19 protein-coding genes are annotated in these 20,084 nt (G+C 65.6%); 4 read left to right on the forward strand and 15 right to left on the reverse strand.

Annotated elements, in window-relative coordinates; translation table 11 throughout:
- Nucleotides 1-57: 57 nt before the first annotated feature.
- Nucleotides 58-588 (forward strand): RNA chaperone Hfq, encoded by a 531-nt coding sequence (gene hfq / locus QLH51_RS10155; RefSeq protein ID WP_125657233.1) that lies wholly within the window; start codon nt 58-60, stop codon nt 586-588.
- Nucleotides 585-1,871, forward strand: coding sequence for a GTPase HflX (hflX, locus tag QLH51_RS10160; RefSeq protein ID WP_125657236.1), 1,287 nt, complete (start codon nt 585-587; stop codon nt 1,869-1,871). The genes hfq and hflX overlap by 4 nt, the downstream gene beginning before the upstream one ends.
- A gap of 305 nt (nt 1,872-2,176) precedes the next feature.
- Here the strand turns inward: hflX and mazG are convergent, their stop codons facing one another.
- The 5 genes from mazG to QLH51_RS10185 all read right to left on the reverse strand — a co-directional run bounded on the left by mazG (nt 2,177) and on the right by QLH51_RS10185 (nt 8,609).
- On the reverse strand, nt 2,177-2,947 hold the full coding sequence (mazG, locus tag QLH51_RS10165) for a nucleoside triphosphate pyrophosphohydrolase (RefSeq protein WP_125657238.1): 771 nt from the start codon (nt 2,945-2,947) through the stop codon (nt 2,177-2,179).
- A 349-nt stretch (nt 2,948-3,296) separates the two neighbouring features.
- A complete protein-coding gene (locus QLH51_RS10170) occupies nt 3,297-4,091 on the reverse strand; it encodes an acid phosphatase (protein ID WP_206428988.1) in 795 nt (264 codons plus the stop codon).
- A 45-nt stretch (nt 4,092-4,136) separates the two neighbouring features.
- Nucleotides 4,137-5,150, reverse strand: a complete 1,014-nt coding sequence (locus QLH51_RS10175) for a LacI family DNA-binding transcriptional regulator (RefSeq protein ID WP_125657243.1) — start codon at nt 5,148-5,150, stop codon at nt 4,137-4,139.
- A 28-nt stretch (nt 5,151-5,178) separates the two neighbouring features.
- Nucleotides 5,179-6,105, reverse strand: a complete 927-nt coding sequence (locus tag QLH51_RS10180) for a glycerophosphodiester phosphodiesterase family protein (protein ID WP_125657246.1) — start codon at nt 6,103-6,105, stop codon at nt 5,179-5,181.
- A complete protein-coding gene (locus QLH51_RS10185; protein ID WP_206428989.1) occupies nt 6,099-8,609 on the reverse strand; it encodes a TonB-dependent receptor domain-containing protein in 2,511 nt (836 codons plus the stop codon). Before QLH51_RS10185 ends, QLH51_RS10180 begins: the two co-directional genes overlap by 7 nt.
- Nucleotides 8,610-8,964: 355 nt before the next feature.
- Here QLH51_RS10185 and QLH51_RS10190 point away from each other — a divergent pair, with 355 nt between their 5' ends.
- Entirely contained in the window at nt 8,965-9,951 is a 987-nt protein-coding gene (locus QLH51_RS10190) for an ROK family protein (RefSeq protein WP_164516135.1), read from the forward strand.
- On the opposite strand, the gene QLH51_RS10195 is transcribed toward QLH51_RS10190, so the two are convergent.
- The 5 genes from QLH51_RS10195 to panB all read right to left on the reverse strand — a co-directional run bounded on the left by QLH51_RS10195 (nt 9,920) and on the right by panB (nt 13,789).
- Complete coding sequence (locus tag QLH51_RS10195) at nt 9,920-11,113, reverse strand: hypothetical protein (RefSeq protein WP_125657251.1); 1,194 nt, start codon at nt 11,111-11,113, stop codon at nt 9,920-9,922. The genes QLH51_RS10190 and QLH51_RS10195 overlap by 32 nt on opposite strands.
- Nucleotides 11,114-11,462: 349 nt before the next feature.
- Entirely contained in the window at nt 11,463-12,080 is a 618-nt protein-coding gene (locus QLH51_RS10200) for a LysE family translocator (protein ID WP_125657253.1), read from the reverse strand.
- Between the two features lie 61 nt (nt 12,081-12,141).
- On the reverse strand, nt 12,142-12,525 hold the full coding sequence (locus tag QLH51_RS10205) for a nuclear transport factor 2 family protein (RefSeq protein ID WP_125657256.1): 384 nt from the start codon (nt 12,523-12,525) through the stop codon (nt 12,142-12,144).
- Nucleotides 12,522-12,968, reverse strand: coding sequence for a PaaI family thioesterase (locus QLH51_RS10210; protein ID WP_125657259.1), 447 nt, complete (start codon nt 12,966-12,968; stop codon nt 12,522-12,524). Before QLH51_RS10210 ends, QLH51_RS10205 begins: the two co-directional genes overlap by 4 nt.
- Complete coding sequence (panB, locus tag QLH51_RS10215) at nt 12,965-13,789, reverse strand: 3-methyl-2-oxobutanoate hydroxymethyltransferase (RefSeq protein WP_125657262.1); 825 nt, start codon at nt 13,787-13,789, stop codon at nt 12,965-12,967. Before panB ends, QLH51_RS10210 begins: the two co-directional genes overlap by 4 nt.
- Nucleotides 13,790-13,937: 148 nt before the next feature.
- On the opposite strand from panB, the gene QLH51_RS10220 reads away from it, so the two are divergent.
- Entirely contained in the window at nt 13,938-14,426 is a 489-nt protein-coding gene (locus tag QLH51_RS10220) for an Lrp/AsnC family transcriptional regulator (RefSeq protein ID WP_125657265.1), read from the forward strand.
- Nucleotides 14,427-14,528: 102 nt separating this feature from the next.
- On the opposite strand, the gene QLH51_RS10225 is transcribed toward QLH51_RS10220, so the two are convergent.
- The 5 genes from QLH51_RS10225 to metG form a co-directional block, all read right to left on the reverse strand.
- On the reverse strand, nt 14,529-15,959 hold the full coding sequence (locus QLH51_RS10225; RefSeq protein WP_125657267.1) for an ISNCY family transposase: 1,431 nt from the start codon (nt 15,957-15,959) through the stop codon (nt 14,529-14,531).
- A gap of 145 nt (nt 15,960-16,104) precedes the next feature.
- Complete coding sequence (locus tag QLH51_RS10230) at nt 16,105-16,710, reverse strand: retropepsin-like aspartic protease family protein (RefSeq protein WP_125657270.1); 606 nt, start codon at nt 16,708-16,710, stop codon at nt 16,105-16,107.
- Complete coding sequence (locus tag QLH51_RS10235; RefSeq protein WP_125657273.1) at nt 16,707-17,471, reverse strand: MBL fold metallo-hydrolase; 765 nt, start codon at nt 17,469-17,471, stop codon at nt 16,707-16,709. Before QLH51_RS10235 ends, QLH51_RS10230 begins: the two co-directional genes overlap by 4 nt.
- Nucleotides 17,468-18,247, reverse strand: coding sequence for a TatD family hydrolase (locus QLH51_RS10240; protein WP_125657276.1), 780 nt, complete (start codon nt 18,245-18,247; stop codon nt 17,468-17,470). The genes QLH51_RS10235 and QLH51_RS10240 overlap by 4 nt, the downstream gene beginning before the upstream one ends.
- Complete coding sequence (gene metG / locus QLH51_RS10245; RefSeq protein WP_125657279.1) at nt 18,244-19,791, reverse strand: methionine--tRNA ligase; 1,548 nt, start codon at nt 19,789-19,791, stop codon at nt 18,244-18,246. Before metG ends, QLH51_RS10240 begins: the two co-directional genes overlap by 4 nt.
- Nucleotides 19,792-20,084: the final 293 nt, after the last annotated feature.

Consider the following 20,084-nt stretch of genomic DNA (forward strand, 5'->3'; position numbering starts at 1 on the left):
TAACTTACGGGTCCGTGCCACAGGGGCACGGCAACCGGGTGCCGGTCAAAGACACTCATGCGGGAAATTCCCCGCCAAGAACAAGGGCAAACCATGGCCGACAAACACGGGTCGCTTCAGGACCTGTTTCTCAATTCGCTCCGCCGGTCGAAGACGCCGGTCACGATGTTCCTCGTCAAGGGCGTGAAGCTCCAGGGTATCGTGACGTGGTTCGACAATTTCTCGGTGCTGCTGCGCCGCGACGGACAGTCCCAGCTCATCTACAAGCACGCCATTTCCACCATCATGCCGGCCGGCCCCGCCGATCTGTCGTCGGTGATCGAGGCCGCGGCGGAAAGCACGTCGAAGAACGCCCCGTTGCAGGAAATCTTCCTGAACGCGGTGCGCAAGGCGCAGGAAAACGTGACGATGTTCCTCGTCAACGGCGTGATGCTCCAGGGGCAGATCGCCGCGTTCGACCTGTTCTGCATGCTGCTCCAGCGGGAGGGCATGTCGCAGCTCGTCTACAAGCATGCGGTCTCGACCATTCAGCCGGCAAACCCGCTGAACCTTGCCGAGGAACAGGCTGCCGGAGCGGAAGAAGCTTGAGCACCGGCTTCGATCGCGACGCACAGGAATTCGCGCGCGGCGCGACCGCCATCGTGGTCCTGCCCGACATGGGCGGATCGCCGCGCGACGCCGATGCCCGACTGGAGGAAACCGCCGGGCTCGCATTGGCGATCGGGGTCGAGGTCCGGCACCGCGTGCCCTTCCGCGTCCGCGCGCCCAAGCCGGCGACGCTGATCGGCAGCGGACAGGTCGACCAGCTGGTGCAGGTCGTCCGCGACGAGGATATCCAGCTTGCCGTGTTCGACGCCGCGCTGACGCCGGTGCAGCAACGCAACCTCGAAACCGCGCTCGGCTGCAAGGTCATCGACCGGACCGGCCTGATCCTCGAGATCTTCGGCGAACGCGCGCGGACTGCCGAGGGGCGCTTGCAGGTCGAACTGGCGCATCTCGACTATCAGGCGGGTCGGCTGGTCCGCAGCTGGACCCACCTCGAACGGCAACGCGGCGGCTTCGGCTTTCTGGGTGGTCCCGGCGAAACCCAGATCGAGGCCGATCGTCGCTTGATCCGCGACCGCATGGCGCGGTTGCGGCGCGAGCTGGAGGGCGTGTCCCGCACCCGGACGCTGCACCGCGACCGGCGGCAGCGGGCGCCGTGGCCGGTCGTCGCGCTGGTCGGCTATACCAATGCCGGCAAGTCCACGCTGTTCAATCGCCTGACCGGTGCCGGCGTGATGGCGGAAAACCTGCTGTTCGCGACCCTCGACCCGACGCTGCGGCAGATTTCGCTGCCGGGCATCGACAAGGCGATCCTGTCCGACACGGTCGGTTTCGTGTCCGACCTCCCGACCCAGCTGGTCGCCGCGTTCAAGGCGACTCTGGAAGAGGTGGTCTCGGCCGATCTGCTGATCCACGTCCGTGACGTTGCACATCCCGATTCCGAAGCGCAGGCAGCCGACGTCGAGGCGGTATTGAAGGAAATCGGCGTCGACGAGACGACTCCGCGGATCGAGGCATGGAACAAGCTCGACCTGCTGAGCGAGGACGACCGGATCGAGATGCTCGGCGAAGCGGCGCATCGCGACGATGTCGTGGCGCTGTCGGCGCTGACCGGGGAGGGGGTCGACCGCCTCGTCCGCACCGTCGGCGATCGCCTGACGCAGGAACACCGGCGGTATCGCATCGCACTGGCACCGGAGGACGGCGCGAGCGCCGCATGGCTGCATGCGCATGGCGAGGTGACCGATCACTGGATCGACGACGACCGTGCGCTGTACGACGTGCGAATGGCACCGTCCGATTACGACCGGTTCCTGACGCGGTAGGACCCGCCGCCGCATCGGGCCGAGCATCCTCACAAGGGGTGAAACCGCCCGGCCTTGCGACGGGACGCGGCCAGATCGGACAGAACGTCACCCGGCGATGACTGCGGACTCCGGGCCGTAGCTTGGGCACTCGGTATCCAAACGTCACCCCAGCGAAGGCCGGAGTCTCCCGGTTGTAGCTCGGGCTCCCGGCATGGAACCGTCACCCCGGCGAAGGCTGGGGGCTCCCTCGGCTCCTGCTGCGCGCTACCACCGCGAGGTCCCGGCCTTCGCCGGGATCACGCCCGCTTCGGCAGGGATGCGCCCTATCGCTTCACGCGCTCCCACGCAGCCTCCTGCTCGCCGAGCGACCGTTCGGCGAACAGGGGATCGGCCGCTTCCATCGCCGCGAAGCGCCGTTCGAACTTGCCGTTCGCCGTCCGCAGCGCCGCTTCGGGATCGACGCCCAGATGGCGAGCCCAGTTGACGACCGAAAAGAGGAGATCGCCGATCTCTTCCAGCCGGTGGTCGTCGGTCGTGGCCGCTTCGACCTCGGCAAGCTCTTCGTCGATCTTGGCACGCGGGCCGCTGGCATCGGGCCAGTCGAACCCGACACGGGCGGCGCGCTTTTGCAGCTTTTCCGCGCGGGCCAGTGCCGGCATGCCCAGCGCGACGCCTGCCAGCGCGCCGGTCTGACCCGGCTTCGCCCAGCGCTCGGCGGCCTTGACCTGCTCCCACAAGTGATGACCGCCGGACGGGGCTTCGCCGAAGATATGCGGGTGCCGCCGTTCCATTTTGTCGCTGATCGCATCGACTACGTCGCGCAGCGCGAACAGCCCGGCTTCCTCGGCGATGCGGCTGTGGAACACGACCTGCAGCAACAGGTCGCCCAGTTCGTCCTTCAGGTCGGCCATGTCGCCACGCTCGATCGCGTCGGCGACTTCATAGGCTTCCTCGATCGTGTAGGGCGCGATCGTTGCGAAGCTTTGCGCGCAATCCCATTCGCAACCGGTCGCCGGATCGCGCAGTCGCGCCATGATCGCGACGATCCGGCCGATGACATCGTCAGAGCTATATGCGGAACCGCTACAAGTCATTAATGTTCCTGCCGTTTAGAAAAGACATAATCGTCACCAGATAGAAATGACACCGTCTGGTAGCAGCGGGGGCAGCGTGGAGCCATCCAAACAGCGCAGCGCTGCCCCCGCTGATGCGATCACCTCTCGGCTCCTGACCCTGGACCCGCTGCGCCAGCAGCGGGCTTGGTCAGCCCGGTTTTCAGGCGGCTACCCTTTCCCGAAACTCCATGTCCGATGGCGCATTTCGGGAAAAGGCAATCGGGAACATATTTCGGGAAATTCGTCCCGGAAGCACGCGGCCCGGACGATCGGTGGCCGGGAATCTCACCCGACCTTCCCATTCGGGAAGACAAATTGTGAGTCGAACCTATTGCAGCCCAACCTTCGAGGTATGGCCCTCGCATTGACTCGTTGGAGGCATCGTAGTGCTTCGACGCAGCGCCGAAACTTCATCTCGGACGTCCCTCAATTGGCTCTGGTATTCGGGTTTGGCGGCAACGACCGTCATGGTTGCTGACGCTGACTGCATACCCGCCTCTACCGCGCTTCTGTTATGAGCCCCGCAGATGTACCTGCTATCGCCATAGGCGCGTCCCCTAGCAAGTATCTGGGTCGCCCGATCAGGGGCAACGGAGGCCAGAATCAGCGCCCAGGTCCAGCCCCAGGTAGTATGCCCCGAGGGATAGTCATAGCTGAACCGGTGGGTGGATGGGTCGATCAGGGCTGATTTCGGCTGACAGATGGCACCGGCATCATAAATAAACGGCCGATTTCGACGAAAGAAGACCTTGGCCCGTGCGCTTTGGCCTGCGGTATCCTTGCCGACCTTCCGCATCAGGGCCGCAAGTTTCGGTGCTGTAGCAGGAGTCAGCGCCGCTCCGACCGCGCAGCTGTAGTTGCGCATCATTGCTGACATGCTCTCGTCTGCGTCAGTGATTGCCAAGCGCCAACGTGGGGTGCCTGTCAGTCGGCGCGTAGCACGAAAAATCTGCCGGTCCGACATGAAGCGCGGATCACCGGGCTGCGGTGCCGGCTCGAGTGCGGGGATCACGTCAAACTCCCCCGGCGCCAGAAACCCGGTAATGTCGGTCTGGGAAACAGCTCCGATTGGAAGCGCGATCGCGCAGGAAATTGCCAGAGCGGCAATGCGCAGTGAAACCAATGCAAGTTCCTTTGCTATGCTGGAAAGACGGGTAAAACGCGATGCTCAGGCACTGTCGCGTTCGATGAGTAGCGGAATCAATCGGTCGGTTGGTTCGTCATGCCCTGACATGCGAGCAATCAGTGTTGCGACCATGAGGCTTGCGCCGCGCACGATATCCTGTCGGATGGTCGTCAGCCGCGGCACCGTCTGTTCCGACAGGGGCAGATCGTCGAAGCCCGTGACCGAGACGGTGTCAGGGACGGCGATGTTGCGATCCGCCAACAATCGCAGGAGTTGCATGGCGATGACGTCGGAGGCCGCGGCTACGCCGTCGATCGCGTGACTCAGATGATCCAGGTGTGCGGCGATCTGGCTGGACATCGCCGCCGTGGCGAGATGGGTGTCGAGCTGGAGAGGCAGGGCGAGGCCGGCTGATGCTGCGGCATCGCACAGTCCGGCGTAGCGCGCGGCCAGCTCCGGCGTGCGGCATTCGCCCAGGAAGGCAAGGTTGCGCCGGCCGCGGCGGATGAGCGCCTCCCCTGCCAGTCGCCCGCCTGAACGGTTGTCCACGCCGATGGCGCAATGGCGCTGGCCCGGCCTGTGTTCACCCCATGCCACCAGCGGCCGATACTGCGCGGCCACGCGCTCGATGGTATCGAATTGATCCGATTGCCCCACCAGAAGGACACCATCGAGCATCCCCGAGCCGACGATCCGGTCGAGCCAGTCATCTGAATCCGGGATGACGCGCGACAGCATCACCTCGTATCCACGGGCGGTCAGCTCGTCGGCCAGATGCCCGAGCAGGGCCATGAAAAAGGGGTCCGACAGCCGTTGGCTGTGTTCGTGTCCCAATGGAACGACGACGCCGACGACGCCGGTGCAGCCCTTGCGCAGTCGACTCGCCATCTGGTTGGGATGGAATGCATACGCGGCAGCCAGCGCGCGTATGCGGTCGCCCGTCACCGGATTGACGGTCGTCTTGTTCGACAGCGCGCGTGAAACGGTGCCCGTCGACACGCCGGCCAGTCGCGCCAGATCGGCAAGGGTGCGAATTGCCGCCGTTCCCTGGCCCATCAGCGATCACCGGCGTGCCGACCGGCGCTCATCGGCCGAGATAGCGCAGAAGCGCCTCGGGTTCGTCGGTCTGGATCACCGATACACCGCTTCTGCGCAGGCGTCCCCAGACCGCGTCGGGATCGCGCAAGGCATCCACGTCTCCGCCGACGCCCGCCACGAAGCCTTCCCAAAGCGTGTTGACCCATAGTCGCGTCCGGCCGCGACGCGCGATCGCCGCCAATACCGGCAGCGCATCGGGGGTCATGCGCGGCAATTCGAAGGCGACCGGATGACGTCGACCGCCAAGCTGACGTTCGGCAACGGCGGGCATATCGGCATCGCCCACCAGGATCGGCATGAACGCCACGGCGTCGAAGGGGGCAACGTCCGCCAGCACGGGACTGCCGGTCCCGGCGGGCTGCTTTACGATCACGCCGTCCTGCTGGCTCGCGCCGCGCACCACCGCCACGGTGTCGGCATAGAGACCGGCTTGCACGTCGAGGTTCAGCAGGATGCGTCCCTTCGCCGTCGCCAGCGCTTCCTCCAGTGTCGGCACGCCTCGATCGGTGAGCGGCATGTCCGCGCCGCCCTCGTTGTCGCGCAGGTGCAGGCTGCGGATTTGGGCGAGCGACAGATCGGCGACCTTGCCATGGCCATCGGTGGTGCGGTCGACGCTGTCGTCGTGCATCAGGACGAGATAGCCGTCGCGGGTCCGGCGCACGTCCACCTCCGCGACATCGACGCCGAGCGCGATGCAGCGCTCGATTCCGGCCAGCGAGTTCTCCGATAGCGCGCCCGGCAAGCCGTGGCGCGGTGCCGGATTGTGGCAGGCGCGATGCGCAACGACCAGCATCGGCGTCGCCGGGTCGCCGAAGCGCGCGGCGACCGATCCGGCCGCCTCACGCGCGTGCGCCGGAGCGGCGCTGGCCAAGGCCAGCGCCACCGCGGCGACGGGGAACAGACGGCTTACCACCGCTTGGTCAGTGCGACGGTGAAGTTGCGGCCGAAGATCGACCGGCCGACGGTCGCGTCGAGCACGCCCGTGCCGGTGCCGATCACCGCGGCGCGGGCATTGCCCTCAGTCAGGCCGACGACGTCGAAGACGTTGTTGACGGCGCCGCGCAGTTCCAAGCCGTCGATCTCGACGCTCGCGCCCAAATCGACCGAGGAATAGGCCGGCAGCCGGCTGAGGTTCGACGCATCCTGGAAGCGACGGCCGATCGTGAAGAAGGTGCCGTAGAGCCGCGCCTTCGCCGCGCCGACCTCGAAGCCATAGGACGGCTGCACCGTCAGCTGGACACGCGGCACGCGGGTGATGTCGCCCCCTTGCGAGCTTTGCGCGTTGACGCCGGTCAGCGTGTCGACGCGGACGATCTTCGGATCTTGCCACATGCCGACCGCCGACACATCGAACCCTGCGAACGGGCTGACCACGGCCTCTACTTCGACACCATAGGTGCGCGTGTCGAAGATGATGTTCGAATTGGTGATCGTCCCGTCTGCGGCGGCGACCTGCGTGCCGCCGTTCAGCCGGTCGAACTTCGACCAGAAGCCGGTGGTGGTGACGCGCAGGCCGGTGGTGGCGAACTTGAATCCCGCCTCCGCCTGCTGGACCTTGGCGACTGGCAGCGGCTCGGTCGATCCCGGCAGCGTCGCGCCGCCCAGAATCGTGTCGAACCGCGGATAGCTGAAGCTGCGCGTGTAGCGGCCGAACACGTTGGCATCGCGCGAGAAGATATAGCCGGTGCCGACCGTCCAGCTCGTGCCCTTTAGATCCTCCGACCGGGCGACATTGCTGACCACGCCCGCGACCGAGCGGGCAGCGACCGCGCCATTGGGATCGGCGTTGACGGTGCCCAGGATGCCCTGCACGCCGTCCTGCTTGCGCGAGACGCGGCGGATGCCGGCGTCGATCGACCAGGCGGGCGTCACCTGCCAGCTGTCGGCGAGGTAGAAGGCGAAGGAGCGGCCGTCGAGCGACCCGTTCTGGCTGCCCGCGCCATAGCTGATGAAGCCGTTCTCGGTGACGTTGCCGAGCACCTGCCCGTTGGCGTTCAGCGCCTGCACGTCGAGTGCGATCGGCTGGTTCTTCACATTGACCAGCAGCGAATTGAGCGACTGGGCCTGGCTGTAGTTATAGTCGCTGTAATAGATGCCGCCGGTCAGCGCATGGCGGCCGATCGGGGTGTCCAGCGTCTTGGTCAGTCGAATGTCGCCCGCGTCGTAGCGCGTGCGCGTGCGGATCGACGCCCAGGTGTTGGCCATCACCAGATTGGCGGTGGTGGCTGGATCATAGAGCGTGTTGGTGCCCGCCACGACATAGCGCAGCGACGACACACCGCTACCGAACGCCGTCCGCGCACCGGCAAGGCGACCGGACAGGAACGACGCTGCGGATACCGGCGCACCGTTCAGGATCGTGTCGAACCCGGTCGTGCCCTCCATGTGGCGATAGGTCGCCGCGATCTGGAAACCGGCACCCAGTTCGTGGTCCGCGCCCAGCGTGGCGGTCCACACGTCCGGGTGAATGCCGTCCGCCAGATCGCGATTGATCGTCGTCGGCTGCCCGCCCGCGAGCGTGCGCAGCGTCACGCGCTGGAAGGCGGGCGAGCTGAGCGTGCCATCGCGCGGATCGATCAACCCTTCTAGCGAGGCGCCCGTCGTCGGGTCGACCAGCGGCAGCGCGGTGTAGAAGATGCTGCGGTCGTTCAGATATTTGACGTCGCCCCAGATCTTGCCGCCATCGAGCTTGTAGGTCGCGCCGAGCTTGAACTGACCGCCGCGATCGGCATTGTCATAGCCGGGGTTCCGCAATCCGTCGTCGCGCCGGTAGAAACCGCTGATGCTGACCAGCAGCCGGTCGCTGAGCGGACCCGACACCGCCAAGTCGGTACGGGCGCGGTTGCCCGTGCCGGATTCTAGTCGCAGCGCACCCTGGTAGGTATCGGTGCCGTGGTTGGTGATAAAGTTGACGACGCCGCCCGGTGCATTGTTCGAGAACAGCGGCGCAGTGCCGCCGCGAACGACCTCCACCCGCTGCGTATCGAGGTCGACGCGGTAGAATTGGTCGATGTTCATAAACCGCTCGGTATTGCTCTCGAACAGCGGCATCCCGTCTTGGTTGAAATCGATCAGACGCCACCCGCTCCACGGCAAGCCGCGGATGACGACGTTCTCGCCGCCGCCCTCGCCACCGGACGCCTCGACCGTGATGCCCGGTGTCGCGGCGAGCAGGTCGGCGACGCTGTGCGGGGCGGCATCGGCGATCTGCGCCTTATCGATCGTCGAGACCGAATAGGGCGCGTCAAACTTGCGCTGGCGGGTCGACGTGCCGGTGACGACGATGTCGGTGCTGGTATCACTGTCGGTTGCGGGAGCTTCGGCGGTCGGCGGCGCAACTTGGGCGAACGCGGCGGTGCCGGTCAGCGCGAGCGCCGAGGCCGCTCCCAGCAGGTGGATCATAACGGACGTCTTCATCTTCTTACCCCTTGTCGTGTATCGCAGGTGGGGCAGATGCGCGATCGACGGCCTTCGCCGACCGCAGTCTGATCCCTTCCGCATCCTCCCGACCCAGTTGCGGCGCGTCGGCTTTTCCGGCACCATCGAGTCGAATAGTATTTGCCATGTATTTTGATCGAGTGACAGCAAAATGACAATCGATTGCGAAATTCCGCTTGGCTCCGTGGCGTCGCCTGTCTGGCATCGCCCGGTCGCAGCGGGTGGGCGAGCGTTGCTCGACCTATTGCTGCGCGCGGGTCCAGCGGTGCAGGGCACGCTCCCGCGACGGCTCGACCTCTCGCAGCCAAGCATCGCGCGACTTGTTAGCGGTTTCGTGGCCGAGGGATTGGTGGCGGCGTCCAGTCGCGCAGCGACGGGGCGCGGCAATCCCAGCGTTCTGCTGTCTCTCGTGCCCGACCATGCCTACGGCGTCGGTGTCGGTATCACCGGGGACGCGCTGTCGATCGCGCTGGCCGACCTCACCGGACAGGTGTGCGCAGGCTGGCGCGAACCGATGGTGGATCGTTCCCGTGCAGCGGTGGTCAAGCAGCTGACGGCGATGCACAAGCGCCTGCTGAAGGATACAGCGGTCGACCGGGATCGTATCGTGGGCGCCGGGGTAGGGTTCGCCGGTTTCCTGGTCGGCGATCCGCTGCGCTTCAATCCCCCGGCGGTATTGGCCGATTGGGTCGATGCCGATCTGGTGACGACGCTGTCACCCGTGCTGGGATCGAACCTGCTGTGCGACAATGATGCGACCTGCGCCGCGATCGCGGAAGGGCTCCTAGGCGTCGGCAGGAGCACCGCGACCTTCGCCTATGCCAACCTGACCAATGGCTTCGGCGGTGGATTGATCGTCGATGGACGTCCCATGCGCGGCGTGCGCGGCAATGCGGGTGACTTCGGTGCCGTATGGTGGCTGCTCGGGCGGGATCGGCCGGGTGGCGGCTATCCCAGCCTCGACCGGCTCCGGACGCTGGTGGCAGACCATGGCACGGCTTTCGACACCGTCGAGGAGATGCTGGCGGCGATTGATCCGGCAACCCCCGGGGTCGATGCGTGGCTGTCAGAGGCGCGCGAGCCGTTCGCGACGCTCGCCTTCCTACTCGGTCATATTGTGGCGTGCGAGAAGCTGGTGATCGGCGGACGCGCGCCCGGATGGCTCCTAGCCTCGCTGGTCGAGGGCATCGAATTGCCCGTCAGCCCTACGCGCCATGATCGCCCGTTTCCACTGCCCACGGTTGTTCCCAGCGCGGTGCAAGGCGACGCAACGGCGATGGGTGCTGCGCTCATGCCGCTGCAGGCGCTGTTCTTTCGCTGAGGCCCAGGACGGTCAGCAAGAGCGCGCCGAAAACGGTCGTGGCCACTGCCACGAAGACGAAGGCCAGTCGCGCGGCCTCGACCCCTTCGATCAATGGACCGACCACGAGCATTCCTGCGGCCGATGCGAAGTGAAGTGTCAGGATGACGCTACCGAAGATAATGCCATCGGCGCGATACCCCGTCCGGGCCTGTGTCATGGCGAGACGCGCTGTGGCCCCCCATAGCTGGACACCGAACACGCTGAGCGCCACGCCGTGGAAGACCGCGCCGATGACATGGGCGGTGAGGCCAGCCCCGCCGGGAAGGACCACGATCATCGACAGGGCGCTGAGGATCGTCGCCGTCAGCAGCTTGCCGGCCGTTGGGTGTTTCCAGAGCGGCCCGATCATCGAACCGACGCAAAAACCGGCGAGCAACCAGACGCCGGATCGTGGCAGGAGCGGCGGGCTCGTTGAGAAGATCAGAAGACGATTAAGCGTTGGAAGCAGCATCGCCGCGACCGCCCAGCTGAGCAGCAATCGGGCAAGCCCGGCGGGCATCGAATAGGTCGACGCATCCATGCGGTGACCCGCATCCGGTCGGCGGGGAAAGACGACGCGGCGCAGCGAGATGGCGGAGGCGACGGCCGCGGTGGCGATCACCGCAAGCATGGCGGGCAGGATGCTGACCGACACGGCGAATGCGGTCACAACACAGCACCGTGCACCCGCACTGAGCGTTACCCGCAGCCGCGCATAGCGATCGGCATCACGATCATCCGTTGGTAACAGCGATGTCAGCATGTTCTGCGCGATGTCCTGCACGGCATAGACGATCCGAAATGCTGCTCCCGCTGCAATGACAAGAAATGCGTTGCTGGTTTGAAACGTCACGCACAATAGGATCGCCGCGGCAATCGTGGCGGGAACCTGTACCCTGACGATCGTGGGACCATCGGCTATCCGGCGGCTCAGCGTGAAGCCCGCCAGAAGCGTTGCCACACCACCGATCCCCAGCATTAGGAACAGCGACCAGCCCGTCTCGACGCCGGTCAGCCCGACGTTGACGTGCAGGTGCCAGGCGAACAGCAGATCGACGACGGACCATCCCAGCGAACGCGCCGCGTGCGCCGCACCGAAATGACGCAGGTTAGATTGTTCAAGAGCGCGTCGATGGGCCATTTCCTGTTACTACAAGATCTAGATGATAGCTCCATGGCAGGGGGGTCAAGCGCTGCGGCGGTTCACAAACGTCCTGTCGATTGTGGGACACAATCGGGATTCTCGAAACTCGATCGATTCCGAGAACGTCCGCGCCGTCTCGCTGGCCGTTCCCAATCGGGAACGTCAGAATCGAAGGCTTGGCGTCCGCTTCCCTCGCGCACGGCACATCGAACGGTCCGGCCTAGCTGGGGCTCTCAGCCGTATAGTGAGGCAAAGCCGGCCAACCACGCCATCGTCCCCCATCGCCAGCGTGACGATGGTCGCGCCGCACAGGATCACGATCGATGGTCGTTTCATGGCGACGATTCTACCTCACCAATGCTTCCGCGCTCAATCCGACGGCGAGGCACAGCATCACCGCACCCGATACCCGTCCTACGACCTTCGCCGCCTGAGGACGGGTTCGTAGCACCAGACGCGCTGCGTTACCGACCAGCAGGTAGACGATGCCGCAGTTGACGACATGGACGAGGCCCAGCGCGACGATCTGCGCCGGGATCGGCCACGCCGCCTTCGTGTCGACGAACTGCGGCAGCAGCGCCAGGAACAGCAGAATGACCTTGGGATTGAGCCCGCTCACGCCGAACCCCTTGGCCAGCCAGCGCGCGGGCGAGATCGGGCCGGCGTCGTCCGCCGCGGTCGGCACCGGCGGGTTGGTGATGAGCCCCACCCCCAGCCACAGCAGATAGGCCGCACCGATCAGCGTCAGCGCGGTCAGGGCGTAAGGCACGCTCGTCACCAGCGCGCCGACACCTGCCGCGACGATCAATGTCGCGACCAGGTGCCCGAGCAACAGCTTGGCCACGGCGGGGACGATGGCCTTGTCACGCATCCCGGCCGAGATGGCGTAAGCCCAGTCGGCACCAGGCGTGATGACGAACATCATCGACACGGCCCAGAAGGCCGCCAGCAGACTCGCGTTCATGGAGTGGCTCCGCTCGTGATGGTTGGGCTGTCCGATCCCTCGATCGGAATGCGGCGATGCTTCAGCCCTTGTTCGCCGCGAACTCGGCGCGAAGCGGCGCGGTGTCGTAGATGATCGTGATCCCGGCGAAGCGCTCGCGGTCCTCGCTCAGCTTGAAGACGTCGACGCACTCGAACCGGACCGGCGTGCCGTTGGCGAGCGTCCAGTCATAGGCGAAATGGAGCGCCACAGCGGAGCCGGACGCCGAGCTGTCGAAGACGTGAAGCAATCGGGTCTCGGATCGTGCCGTGTCGGCGAACAGCTCGGTGTAGAAGGAAGTTACGTCGTGGTCGCCGTAGAGCGGCGACGACACACGTGCGTCGGGGAGGAACAGGGCGAGGACCGCATCGAGGTCGCCGCGGTTGAGCGCGTCGAGATAGCGTTCGCACAAGGTGGTTGGGGTCATGACGCCGCCTTCGCCGCTGCATGCGGCACGATGCTCTGCTGCATGGCGGCGCACAGGCGTCGTTCCGCATCGAACACGTCGACACGGGTGACGATCATCAAACGTCCCGCCCGCAGTACCGCCGCTTCGGCGATGAGCATCGCGCCCGTCGCCGGGCGCAGGAAGTTGATCTTGTATTCGAGCGTCAGCACGTCGTGCCCGGCCGGCGCCACGCTCATCGCGGCATAGCCGCCGGCGACGTCGGCCAGGGTGCCGATCGCGCCGCCTGCGAAGAAGCCATGCTGCTGCGCCACCGCATCGCCGAACGGAAGCTCCAGCGTGCAGCGGCCCATATCGAGGCTCGCCATCCGGCCGCCCATGCCGAGCAGCACGCCTTGCCGGCCGAAGCTGGCAACAATGCTGTCCCGCCGCTCCGCGGTCAGCGCCTTGTCGTTTCCGCTCACTTGCGCGTCCCCAACCGGTACTCCTCGGCCTCGCCGGGGAAGCTGGCGGCGCGCACATCGGCAGCGTAGCCCGCCGCGCCAACCTCGATCGCGCCTCTCAGGTCCGCGTAGCGACGGACGAACTTGGGGGTCCAGTCGAACAGGCCCAGCATGTCTTCCGTCACGAGGATCTGACCGTCGCAGGCCGACGATGCGCCGATCCCGATCGTCGGGCAGCCAACCGCAGCGGTCACTTCGGCTGCCAGCTCGGGCGTGACACCCTCAACCACCATCGCGATCGCGCCGGCCTCGTCGGTCGCGCGGGCTTCGGCCAGCACCCGCTCCCGCTCCGCGTCGTTGCGTCCGCGCGCCTTGAAGCCGCCGTCGAGGTTCACCGCTTGCGGACGCAGGCCGACATGGCCGATCACCGGGATGCCGCGGCCCGTGAGGAACGCGATGCTGTCGGCGACGCCTTCGGCCGCCTCGACCTTCACCGCCTGCGCGCCTGTCTCCATCATGATCCGGCTCGCGGTGTCGAAAGCCTGTTCGGGCGATCGCTCGTAGCTGCCGAACGGCAGGTCGATCGCGACCAGCGCTTGGGTGCTGCCGCGCATCACTGCCTGCCCGTGCAGAATCATCATCTCGACCGTGACGCCGACCGTCGTCGACAGGCCGTGGACCACCATGCCGAGGCTGTCGCCGACCAGCAGCAGGTCGCAATGCGGGTCGAGGAGCTGCGCCATCGGCGCGGTGTAGGCGGTCAGCGCGACGATCTTCTCGGCGCCTTTGCGGGCGCGCAGCGAGGGAGCCGTGACGCGCTTCGAGACGGTTTGCTTGGACACGGTTCCTCCAGCCTGCCAACTTCAGTGTCAGCGGTTGGAGCATCTATAGCGCAGCGCGGCTCGAAGGTGCTGCCAAAGATGCCGCCAACTCGTCGTTGTGGTGGCATGAAAAGTCGTATGACACCGATTATAGTGGCATGAAGTGCCGATGGTACTCGACTCGATCGACAAGCGCATCCTGACCGCTCTTCAGCGTGACGGGCGCTGCCCGAACAATCAGCTCGCCGCCGACGTCGGACTTTCGCCGTCGCCCTGCCTCCGCCGGGTCCGGTTGCTCGAAGAGGCCGGTGTGATCGAGCGGTACGCCGCCGTGGTCGATCCGGCCAAGATCGGAATGGGGATGACCGTGTTCGCCCGCGTATGGCTGACCGGACAGGACGAGGAACAGGTCGAGCGGTTCGTGGCCGCGGTCAACGACCTCGCGCAGATCGTGGAGTGCCACCTCATGGCCGGAGATTGCGACTTCCTGCTGAGGATTGTCGCGCCGGACCTTGAAGGCGTCCGTCGCTTCCAGGCCGAACACCTCGCCCGTATCGAGGGTGTGCGCAGCATTAAGACGGACATTCCGATGCAAAGGGTCAAGCTGGCGGTCGAAATGCCGTTGGCGGCAGATAGCCGGCAGCAGCCTAATCCGTAGGTCAGTCACATTCTCGGTACTGGATCGCGCAAGGGTTTCGAGAAGCTGTATCCCTTCCCGTTCAAGCATCGATTTTGAGACGCTGGACGACGCGTTCTCCGGTCATCCTGTCTGCTGGCGGACGTACTCGCCCAGGCCGCGCGCGACGAGTTCGTCGTTGGAAAGGCGAGCGCCTCGCTTGAGTCGCTGATTGCCCAGTTTGCGGCGATCCAGCGTCGGCCCAGACGGCACTGATGATGGAGCCTTGAACATCCCGGCCGGCTGCGCGGTGCGGGCCGGTTCGTTGTTGTTGCGCTTGGAGTGGTGCGGCTTCACCTGCTGGATGGCATGGGCGAGAGCTAGGGCGGCGTCCAAGTGCTTGTTGTCGACCACGGGCGCCTGGTTCACGCGGCGCATCTTGTCGAACACATGATAGGGCAGGGCCTTGCCCTCGTGCTGGATTTCGAGCCGGCCGTCCGGATACTCGCAAACGTCCACCCTCTTTCGTGCGAGCCCCTGGGCGACCGGTGTCGGCTCGAGAATGAACATGGCCTTGTTGTAGTGCAGGGTTAGGGCGCCGGTGACGGTGCGCTGCTCGCGCCACACCATCTCCGCCTCAAGGTTCTCGTGAATGGCCAATGGACGGTGCAGATCGCGCGGGTCGAACGGCGCCTTGGCAAACCGTTGATTGTGCTGCGCCATGTAGGAGGGGAGGAAAGCGTTGGCTTCGTCGATGGTGTTGATGCGGTGGAGTCGCATCGCCTTTACAAGCCGGTCCTGCAGCGTGGCATTGGCGCTCTCCACACGGCCCTTCGCCTGCGGCGAGTTCGCGCAGATCAGCTCGATGTTAAGCCGGTCCAGCGCGCGCCCAAGATGGGTCATCCCGTCGCCGTTTGCCGAGGCCGTGTTGTTGCGGAAGGCGCTGTGCTTGTCTGTGTAGAAGGCGACCGGCTTGCCGTGCCGCTCGAGATACGTCCGCGTCGCGCGCATGTACGAGAAGGTGCTCTCGCTCTCCACCATCTCGAGGTGCATCAGCTCGCTCGTCGCGTCGTCGATGAACACCAGCAGCGTGCATTGCGGGCCGCGGTCCTCGAACCACCAGTGTTTCGAGCCGTCGACCTGGACCAGTTCGCCGCGACAGTCACGCCGGTAGCGCGGCTGATAGGGGCGAGGGCGCCTGGCGGCGCGGTCCTTCCACAGGCCCGCCTCCATCAGGATCTGCCGCAGCGTCTCGCACGAGAGGCCCAAGCCGTGCCGCTCGGCGAGGTATTCGCGCGCGAGCGTCGGGCCGAAGTCGGCATAGTGTTCGCGCACCAGCGCGACGACTTCGGCGCGGAAGGCGTCGCTGTAGCGGCGGTTGCTCGGCCGCCCACGCTTGCGCGACACGAGGCCGGCAGGGCCTTCCTGCCGCAGGCGGTCAAGCAGCCGGTAAACTTGCCGCCGTTGGAGGCCCAACAGTTCCATTGCATCCGCAGTCCGGATCTCGCCGCGGTCGAGCCGCATCAGCGTGTCGAACCGGGTGATCTCAGCAGCACTCATTGCCAGCACCGTCATACCATGCGCATCCTCGTTGCCGAGGAAGGCTATGACACCGGCGACCCGCCGACAGCACCAGCAGTGCCGTTTCTATCTAGCGGAGTGGTGTCATTTGTATTTGGCGCTTACAATTAACCGATCCGATAATAAACATTATGTAAAACTAGTCCACGATATCGCGTTGCAGGACCAGCGTACCACGCTCGACCCGCCATCCCTGCAACCGCGACAGGAAGTTCATGCCGATGACGTCGAGGTCACCGAACGTCGGCGCGATCACCACCGGCAGGTCGCGGGTTTCAAGGTCGCCGATGCGCACCGTCTCGATCCGGCCACGCGCCGCCTCGACCCGGCCATTGCCGGTCGACAGGATCACCGGCGGCACGCGCCGCGGCGTGACGCCGATCGCCTTGGCGGTGGCTTCGGAGATCGCCGTCGACGTCGCCCCGCTGTCGATCAGCATCCGCCGCTCGACGCCGTTCAGCCGGACCTGCGCCCAGAAATGGCCATCCAGCGATTGCCGGATACGAACCGTATCTCCCTCAACCCTCTGTTCCGAACGGCCGATTTTGTCGCCGACGCTTCCCGCCAGTTCGCCCAGCCGTGCGCGATTGGCGAACGCGAGATAGAGGATCGCGACGATCACCCCCCAACCCAGAACAGCCCGCAACACGACCGACGTCCTCGGCTTCCGCGCCAGCAGCGACGACAGCGGCAGTATCAGCATCATGAGGCCCATCAGGACATAGATGCCCCGATCGTCGCTCACAGCGCCAGTTCCAGACCGTCATAGCCCGGTTCGATCCCCGCAGGCAGGTCGCGGCGGAGCGTCGCATAGTCCATCGATTGATCCATATGGATCAGGACGGTTCGACCCGCGCGACAGTTCCGCGCAAAGGCGATCGCCTCGGCCAGCGACGGATGGGTCGGATGCGGCGCGGCGCGCAGCGCATCGACGACCAGGATGTCGACGCCCTCATACAGGGTCAACATGTCCCCCGTCACCGCACTGAAGTCCGTAGCATATCCAATCCCCCCCCCATCGACGTCGAACCGCAGCCCGGCGGAATGGATCGAGCCGTGCGGCTGATCGGTGCATCTGATGGTAACCGCCCCGATAACCATTTGGTCGGGCAGGATTTCGCCCGCGACGGTCGGCCTGTAGCCGGCGCGTCCCGCGAACACATAATCGAACCTCGATCGCAGGCTGGTCAGCGTTTCCGCGCGGGCATAGCCAGCCACCGGCGCGCGGGCGTTATGGAACAGCTGCCGCAGGTCGTCGATTCCGTGGCAATGGTCGGCATGATCGTGCGTCCACAGCACCGCATCGACCGTCGCGACATCGGCCGCCAGCAACTGCTCGCGCATGTCCGGCCCGGTATCGATCAGGATGCGCGTGTCCTCATGCTCGATCAGCGCCGATACTCGTGTCCGGCGGTTCCGCGGCTCGTTCGGGTCGCACGCGCCCCAGTCGTTGCCGATCCGCGGCACGCCCGACGACGTGCCGGAGCCGAGGATACGGACCTTCATGCCAGCGTCTTGGCGAACAGCCGATGGAAGTTCGACCGCGTCGCGTCGGCCAGCGCATCGGGATCCTCACCGCGCAGCTTCGCGAGGAACCGGCAGGTGTCGGCGACGAACGCAGGTTCGCCCGGTTTGCCGCGATGCGGCACCGGTGCCAGGAACGGCGCGTCGGTTTCGACCAACATCCGATCCTGCGGCAGGTCGCGTGCGACCGCCTGCAGCGCGTGGGCACTCTTGAACGTCACGATGCCGGAGATCGAAATGTAGAAGCCGAGATCAATCGCGATCTTCGCCAGTTCGGCCGATCCGGTGAAACAGTGGAGGACGCCGGGAAAGGCCCCCTTCTCCAGTTCGTCGCGCAGGATGGCGGCGGTATCCTCCTCGGCATCGCGGGTATGCACGACGATCGGCAGTCCGGTCGCGCGGCATGCCGCAAGATGCGCACGAAAGCTCGTCCGTTGCGCGCCACGATCGCTGTGATCGTAATAATAGTCGAGCCCGCTCTCACCGATGCCCACGACGCGCGGATGCCCGGCGGCGGCGATCAGCCGTTCGGTATCGACATCAGGGTGCGCATCCGCCTCATGCGGGTGGATGCCGACCGTTGCCCATACGTCGCGTTCGCGCTCGGCGGTTGCGATGACGGCGCCCCACTCGCTTTCCCGCGTCGAGATGTTGAGCATCGCGACGACGCCGCTGGCGCGGGCGCGGGACAGGACCTCGCCCTGGATCTCGGCGACGCCCTTGTAATTCAGGTGGCAGTGGCTGTCGGCCAGTTTCATGCCGGCTCGGTCTCCGCGATGGTCAGTCGAGGAAAGATGGGGGTCGGTGGCGCGATGCGGAAGCCCGCGGCCTGTGCGGCGGCGTACCAGCCATGGTCGCCGATCGCATCATGCCCTTTCCCCGCCTGATCCAGCTGTCCGAGCAGGGTGGCGGCAGATGCGGGAACCACCGGTTCGATCGCGATGGCGAGGTCGCGGATCGCCCGGACCAGTGTGCCGAGCACGGCGTGCATCCGCGCCGGGTCGGTCTTGCGCAACGCCCATGGCGCCTGCACGTCGATATACTGGTTGCAGGCGAAGACGCCCCGCATCCATGCCTCCAGCCCCTGACCGAACTGCAAGTTGGCGAAGTTGCTGCGGAACGCGTCGATCGCATCGCCGACCGTGGCAAGCAGTTCGGCATCGGCGGGATCGCCCCGGCCGGCGTCCGGCAATGCGCCTTCCAGATTTTTCGCGATAAACGAAAGGGTTCGCTGGGCAAGGTTACCAAAACTGTTCGCAAGGTCACTGTTGGCGCGTGTGACGATCGCTTCGTCCGAAAAGGTGCCATCGTTGCCGAAGCTGATATCGCGCAGCAGGAAGTAGCGCAGGGCGTCGACCCCGTAGAGCTCGGCCAGCTGCATCGGATCGACCACGTTGCCGGTCGATTTCGACATTTTCTCGCCACGGTTGAGCAGGAACCCGTGTCCGAACACCGTTTGCGGCAATGGCAACTTCGCCGACATCAGGAACGCCGGCCAGTAGACCGCATGGAACCGGACGATGTCCTTGCCGATCAGGTGGAGCGCGGCCGGCCAGTAGCGATTGGGCGTGTCGGGATAGCCGGTGCCGGTCAGATAGTTGGTCAGCGCATCGACCCAGACATACATCACGTGACCGGGGCTGTCGGGCACCGGCACGCCCCAGTCGAAGCTGGTGCGCGATACCGACAGGTCGGTCAGGCCGCCCTCGACGAAGCGCAGCACTTCGTTGCGGCGGCTTTCGGGCTGGATGAAGTCCGGGTAGGCCGCATAGAAATCAAGCAGCGGCTGCTGATATTTCGACAGGCGGAAGAACCACGTCTCTTCGGCGGTCCATTCGACCGGCGTGCCCTGCGGCGACAGGCGGACCCCACCCTCCCCGTCGGTCAGTTCCTTTTCCTCGTAGAACGCCTCGTCACGGACCGAGTACCAGCCCTCGTAGCGATCGAGATACAGGTCGCCGGCATCGCGCATTGCTGCCCAGATCGCCTGCGACGCGGCATAATGCTGCGGTTCGACCGTGCGGATGAACCGATTGCACGAAATGTTCAGAGCATTCGCCATGTCACGGAAATAACCGGACATTTCGTCGGCAAGCGCGCGCACCTCGACCCCGCGGTCGCGCGCGGTCTTGACCATCTTCAGCCCATGTTCGTCGGTACCGGTCTGGAAGAACACGTCGCGCCCCGCCTGCCGCTGGAACCGGGCGATCGCGTCGGCGGCGATCATTTCATAGGCGTGGCCGATATGCGGACGGCCGTTGGGGTAATGGATCGCGGTGGTGATGTAGAATGGATCGGACATGATCCGAGGCTCTAGGGTTCAAACCTCGCCAGAACAAGGCGGGTGATCGCAGGGGGAAGCGAGCGCTCAGGTTGGAAGCGCTGCCTGCCGCATACGTCGCCCCAGCGAAGGCCGGGGCTTCAAGCGGCTCCTGCTGCTCGCTATCACCGGGACATCCCAGCCTTCGCCGGGATCACGTCCGGTTCGTGTCGAGCAGGGTGGCCTAAGCGCTCCCGCGCCCCGGCGCCAGTCGGGCGATCAGGCCCGCCATCTCGAACACCGTCGTATCTGCGACCAGCGACAGCGCGGGGGCC

The organism is Sphingomonas sp. 2R-10 (assembly GCF_030062225.1).
Taxonomy (GTDB): domain Bacteria; phylum Pseudomonadota; class Alphaproteobacteria; order Sphingomonadales; family Sphingomonadaceae; genus Sphingomonas.

Coding starts and splice junctions, on each gene's coding strand:
- hfq (WP_125657233.1), top strand. CDS start 58: ATGCGGGAAATTCCCCGCCAAGAACAAGGGCAAACCATGGCCGACAAA.
- mazG (WP_125657238.1), bottom strand. CDS start 2,947: ATGACTTGTAGCGGTTCCGCATATAGCTCTGACGATGTCATCGGCCGG.
- QLH51_RS10175 (WP_125657243.1), bottom strand. CDS start 5,150: ATGGGCCAGGGAACGGCGGCAATTCGCACCCTTGCCGATCTGGCGCGA.
- QLH51_RS10185 (WP_206428989.1), bottom strand. CDS start 8,609: ATGAAGACGTCCGTTATGATCCACCTGCTGGGAGCGGCCTCGGCGCTC.
- QLH51_RS10195 (WP_125657251.1), bottom strand. CDS start 11,113: ATGGCCCATCGACGCGCTCTTGAACAATCTAACCTGCGTCATTTCGGT.
- QLH51_RS10200 (WP_125657253.1), bottom strand. CDS start 12,080: ATGAACGCGAGTCTGCTGGCGGCCTTCTGGGCCGTGTCGATGATGTTC.
- QLH51_RS10205 (WP_125657256.1), bottom strand. CDS start 12,525: ATGACCCCAACCACCTTGTGCGAACGCTATCTCGACGCGCTCAACCGC.
- QLH51_RS10220 (WP_125657265.1), top strand. CDS start 13,938: ATGGTACTCGACTCGATCGACAAGCGCATCCTGACCGCTCTTCAGCGT.
- QLH51_RS10225 (WP_125657267.1), bottom strand. CDS start 15,959: ATGACGGTGCTGGCAATGAGTGCTGCTGAGATCACCCGGTTCGACACG.
- QLH51_RS10235 (WP_125657273.1), bottom strand. CDS start 17,471: ATGAAGGTCCGTATCCTCGGCTCCGGCACGTCGTCGGGCGTGCCGCGG.
- QLH51_RS10240 (WP_125657276.1), bottom strand. CDS start 18,247: ATGAAACTGGCCGACAGCCACTGCCACCTGAATTACAAGGGCGTCGCC.
- metG (WP_125657279.1), bottom strand. CDS start 19,791: ATGTCCGATCCATTCTACATCACCACCGCGATCCATTACCCCAACGGC.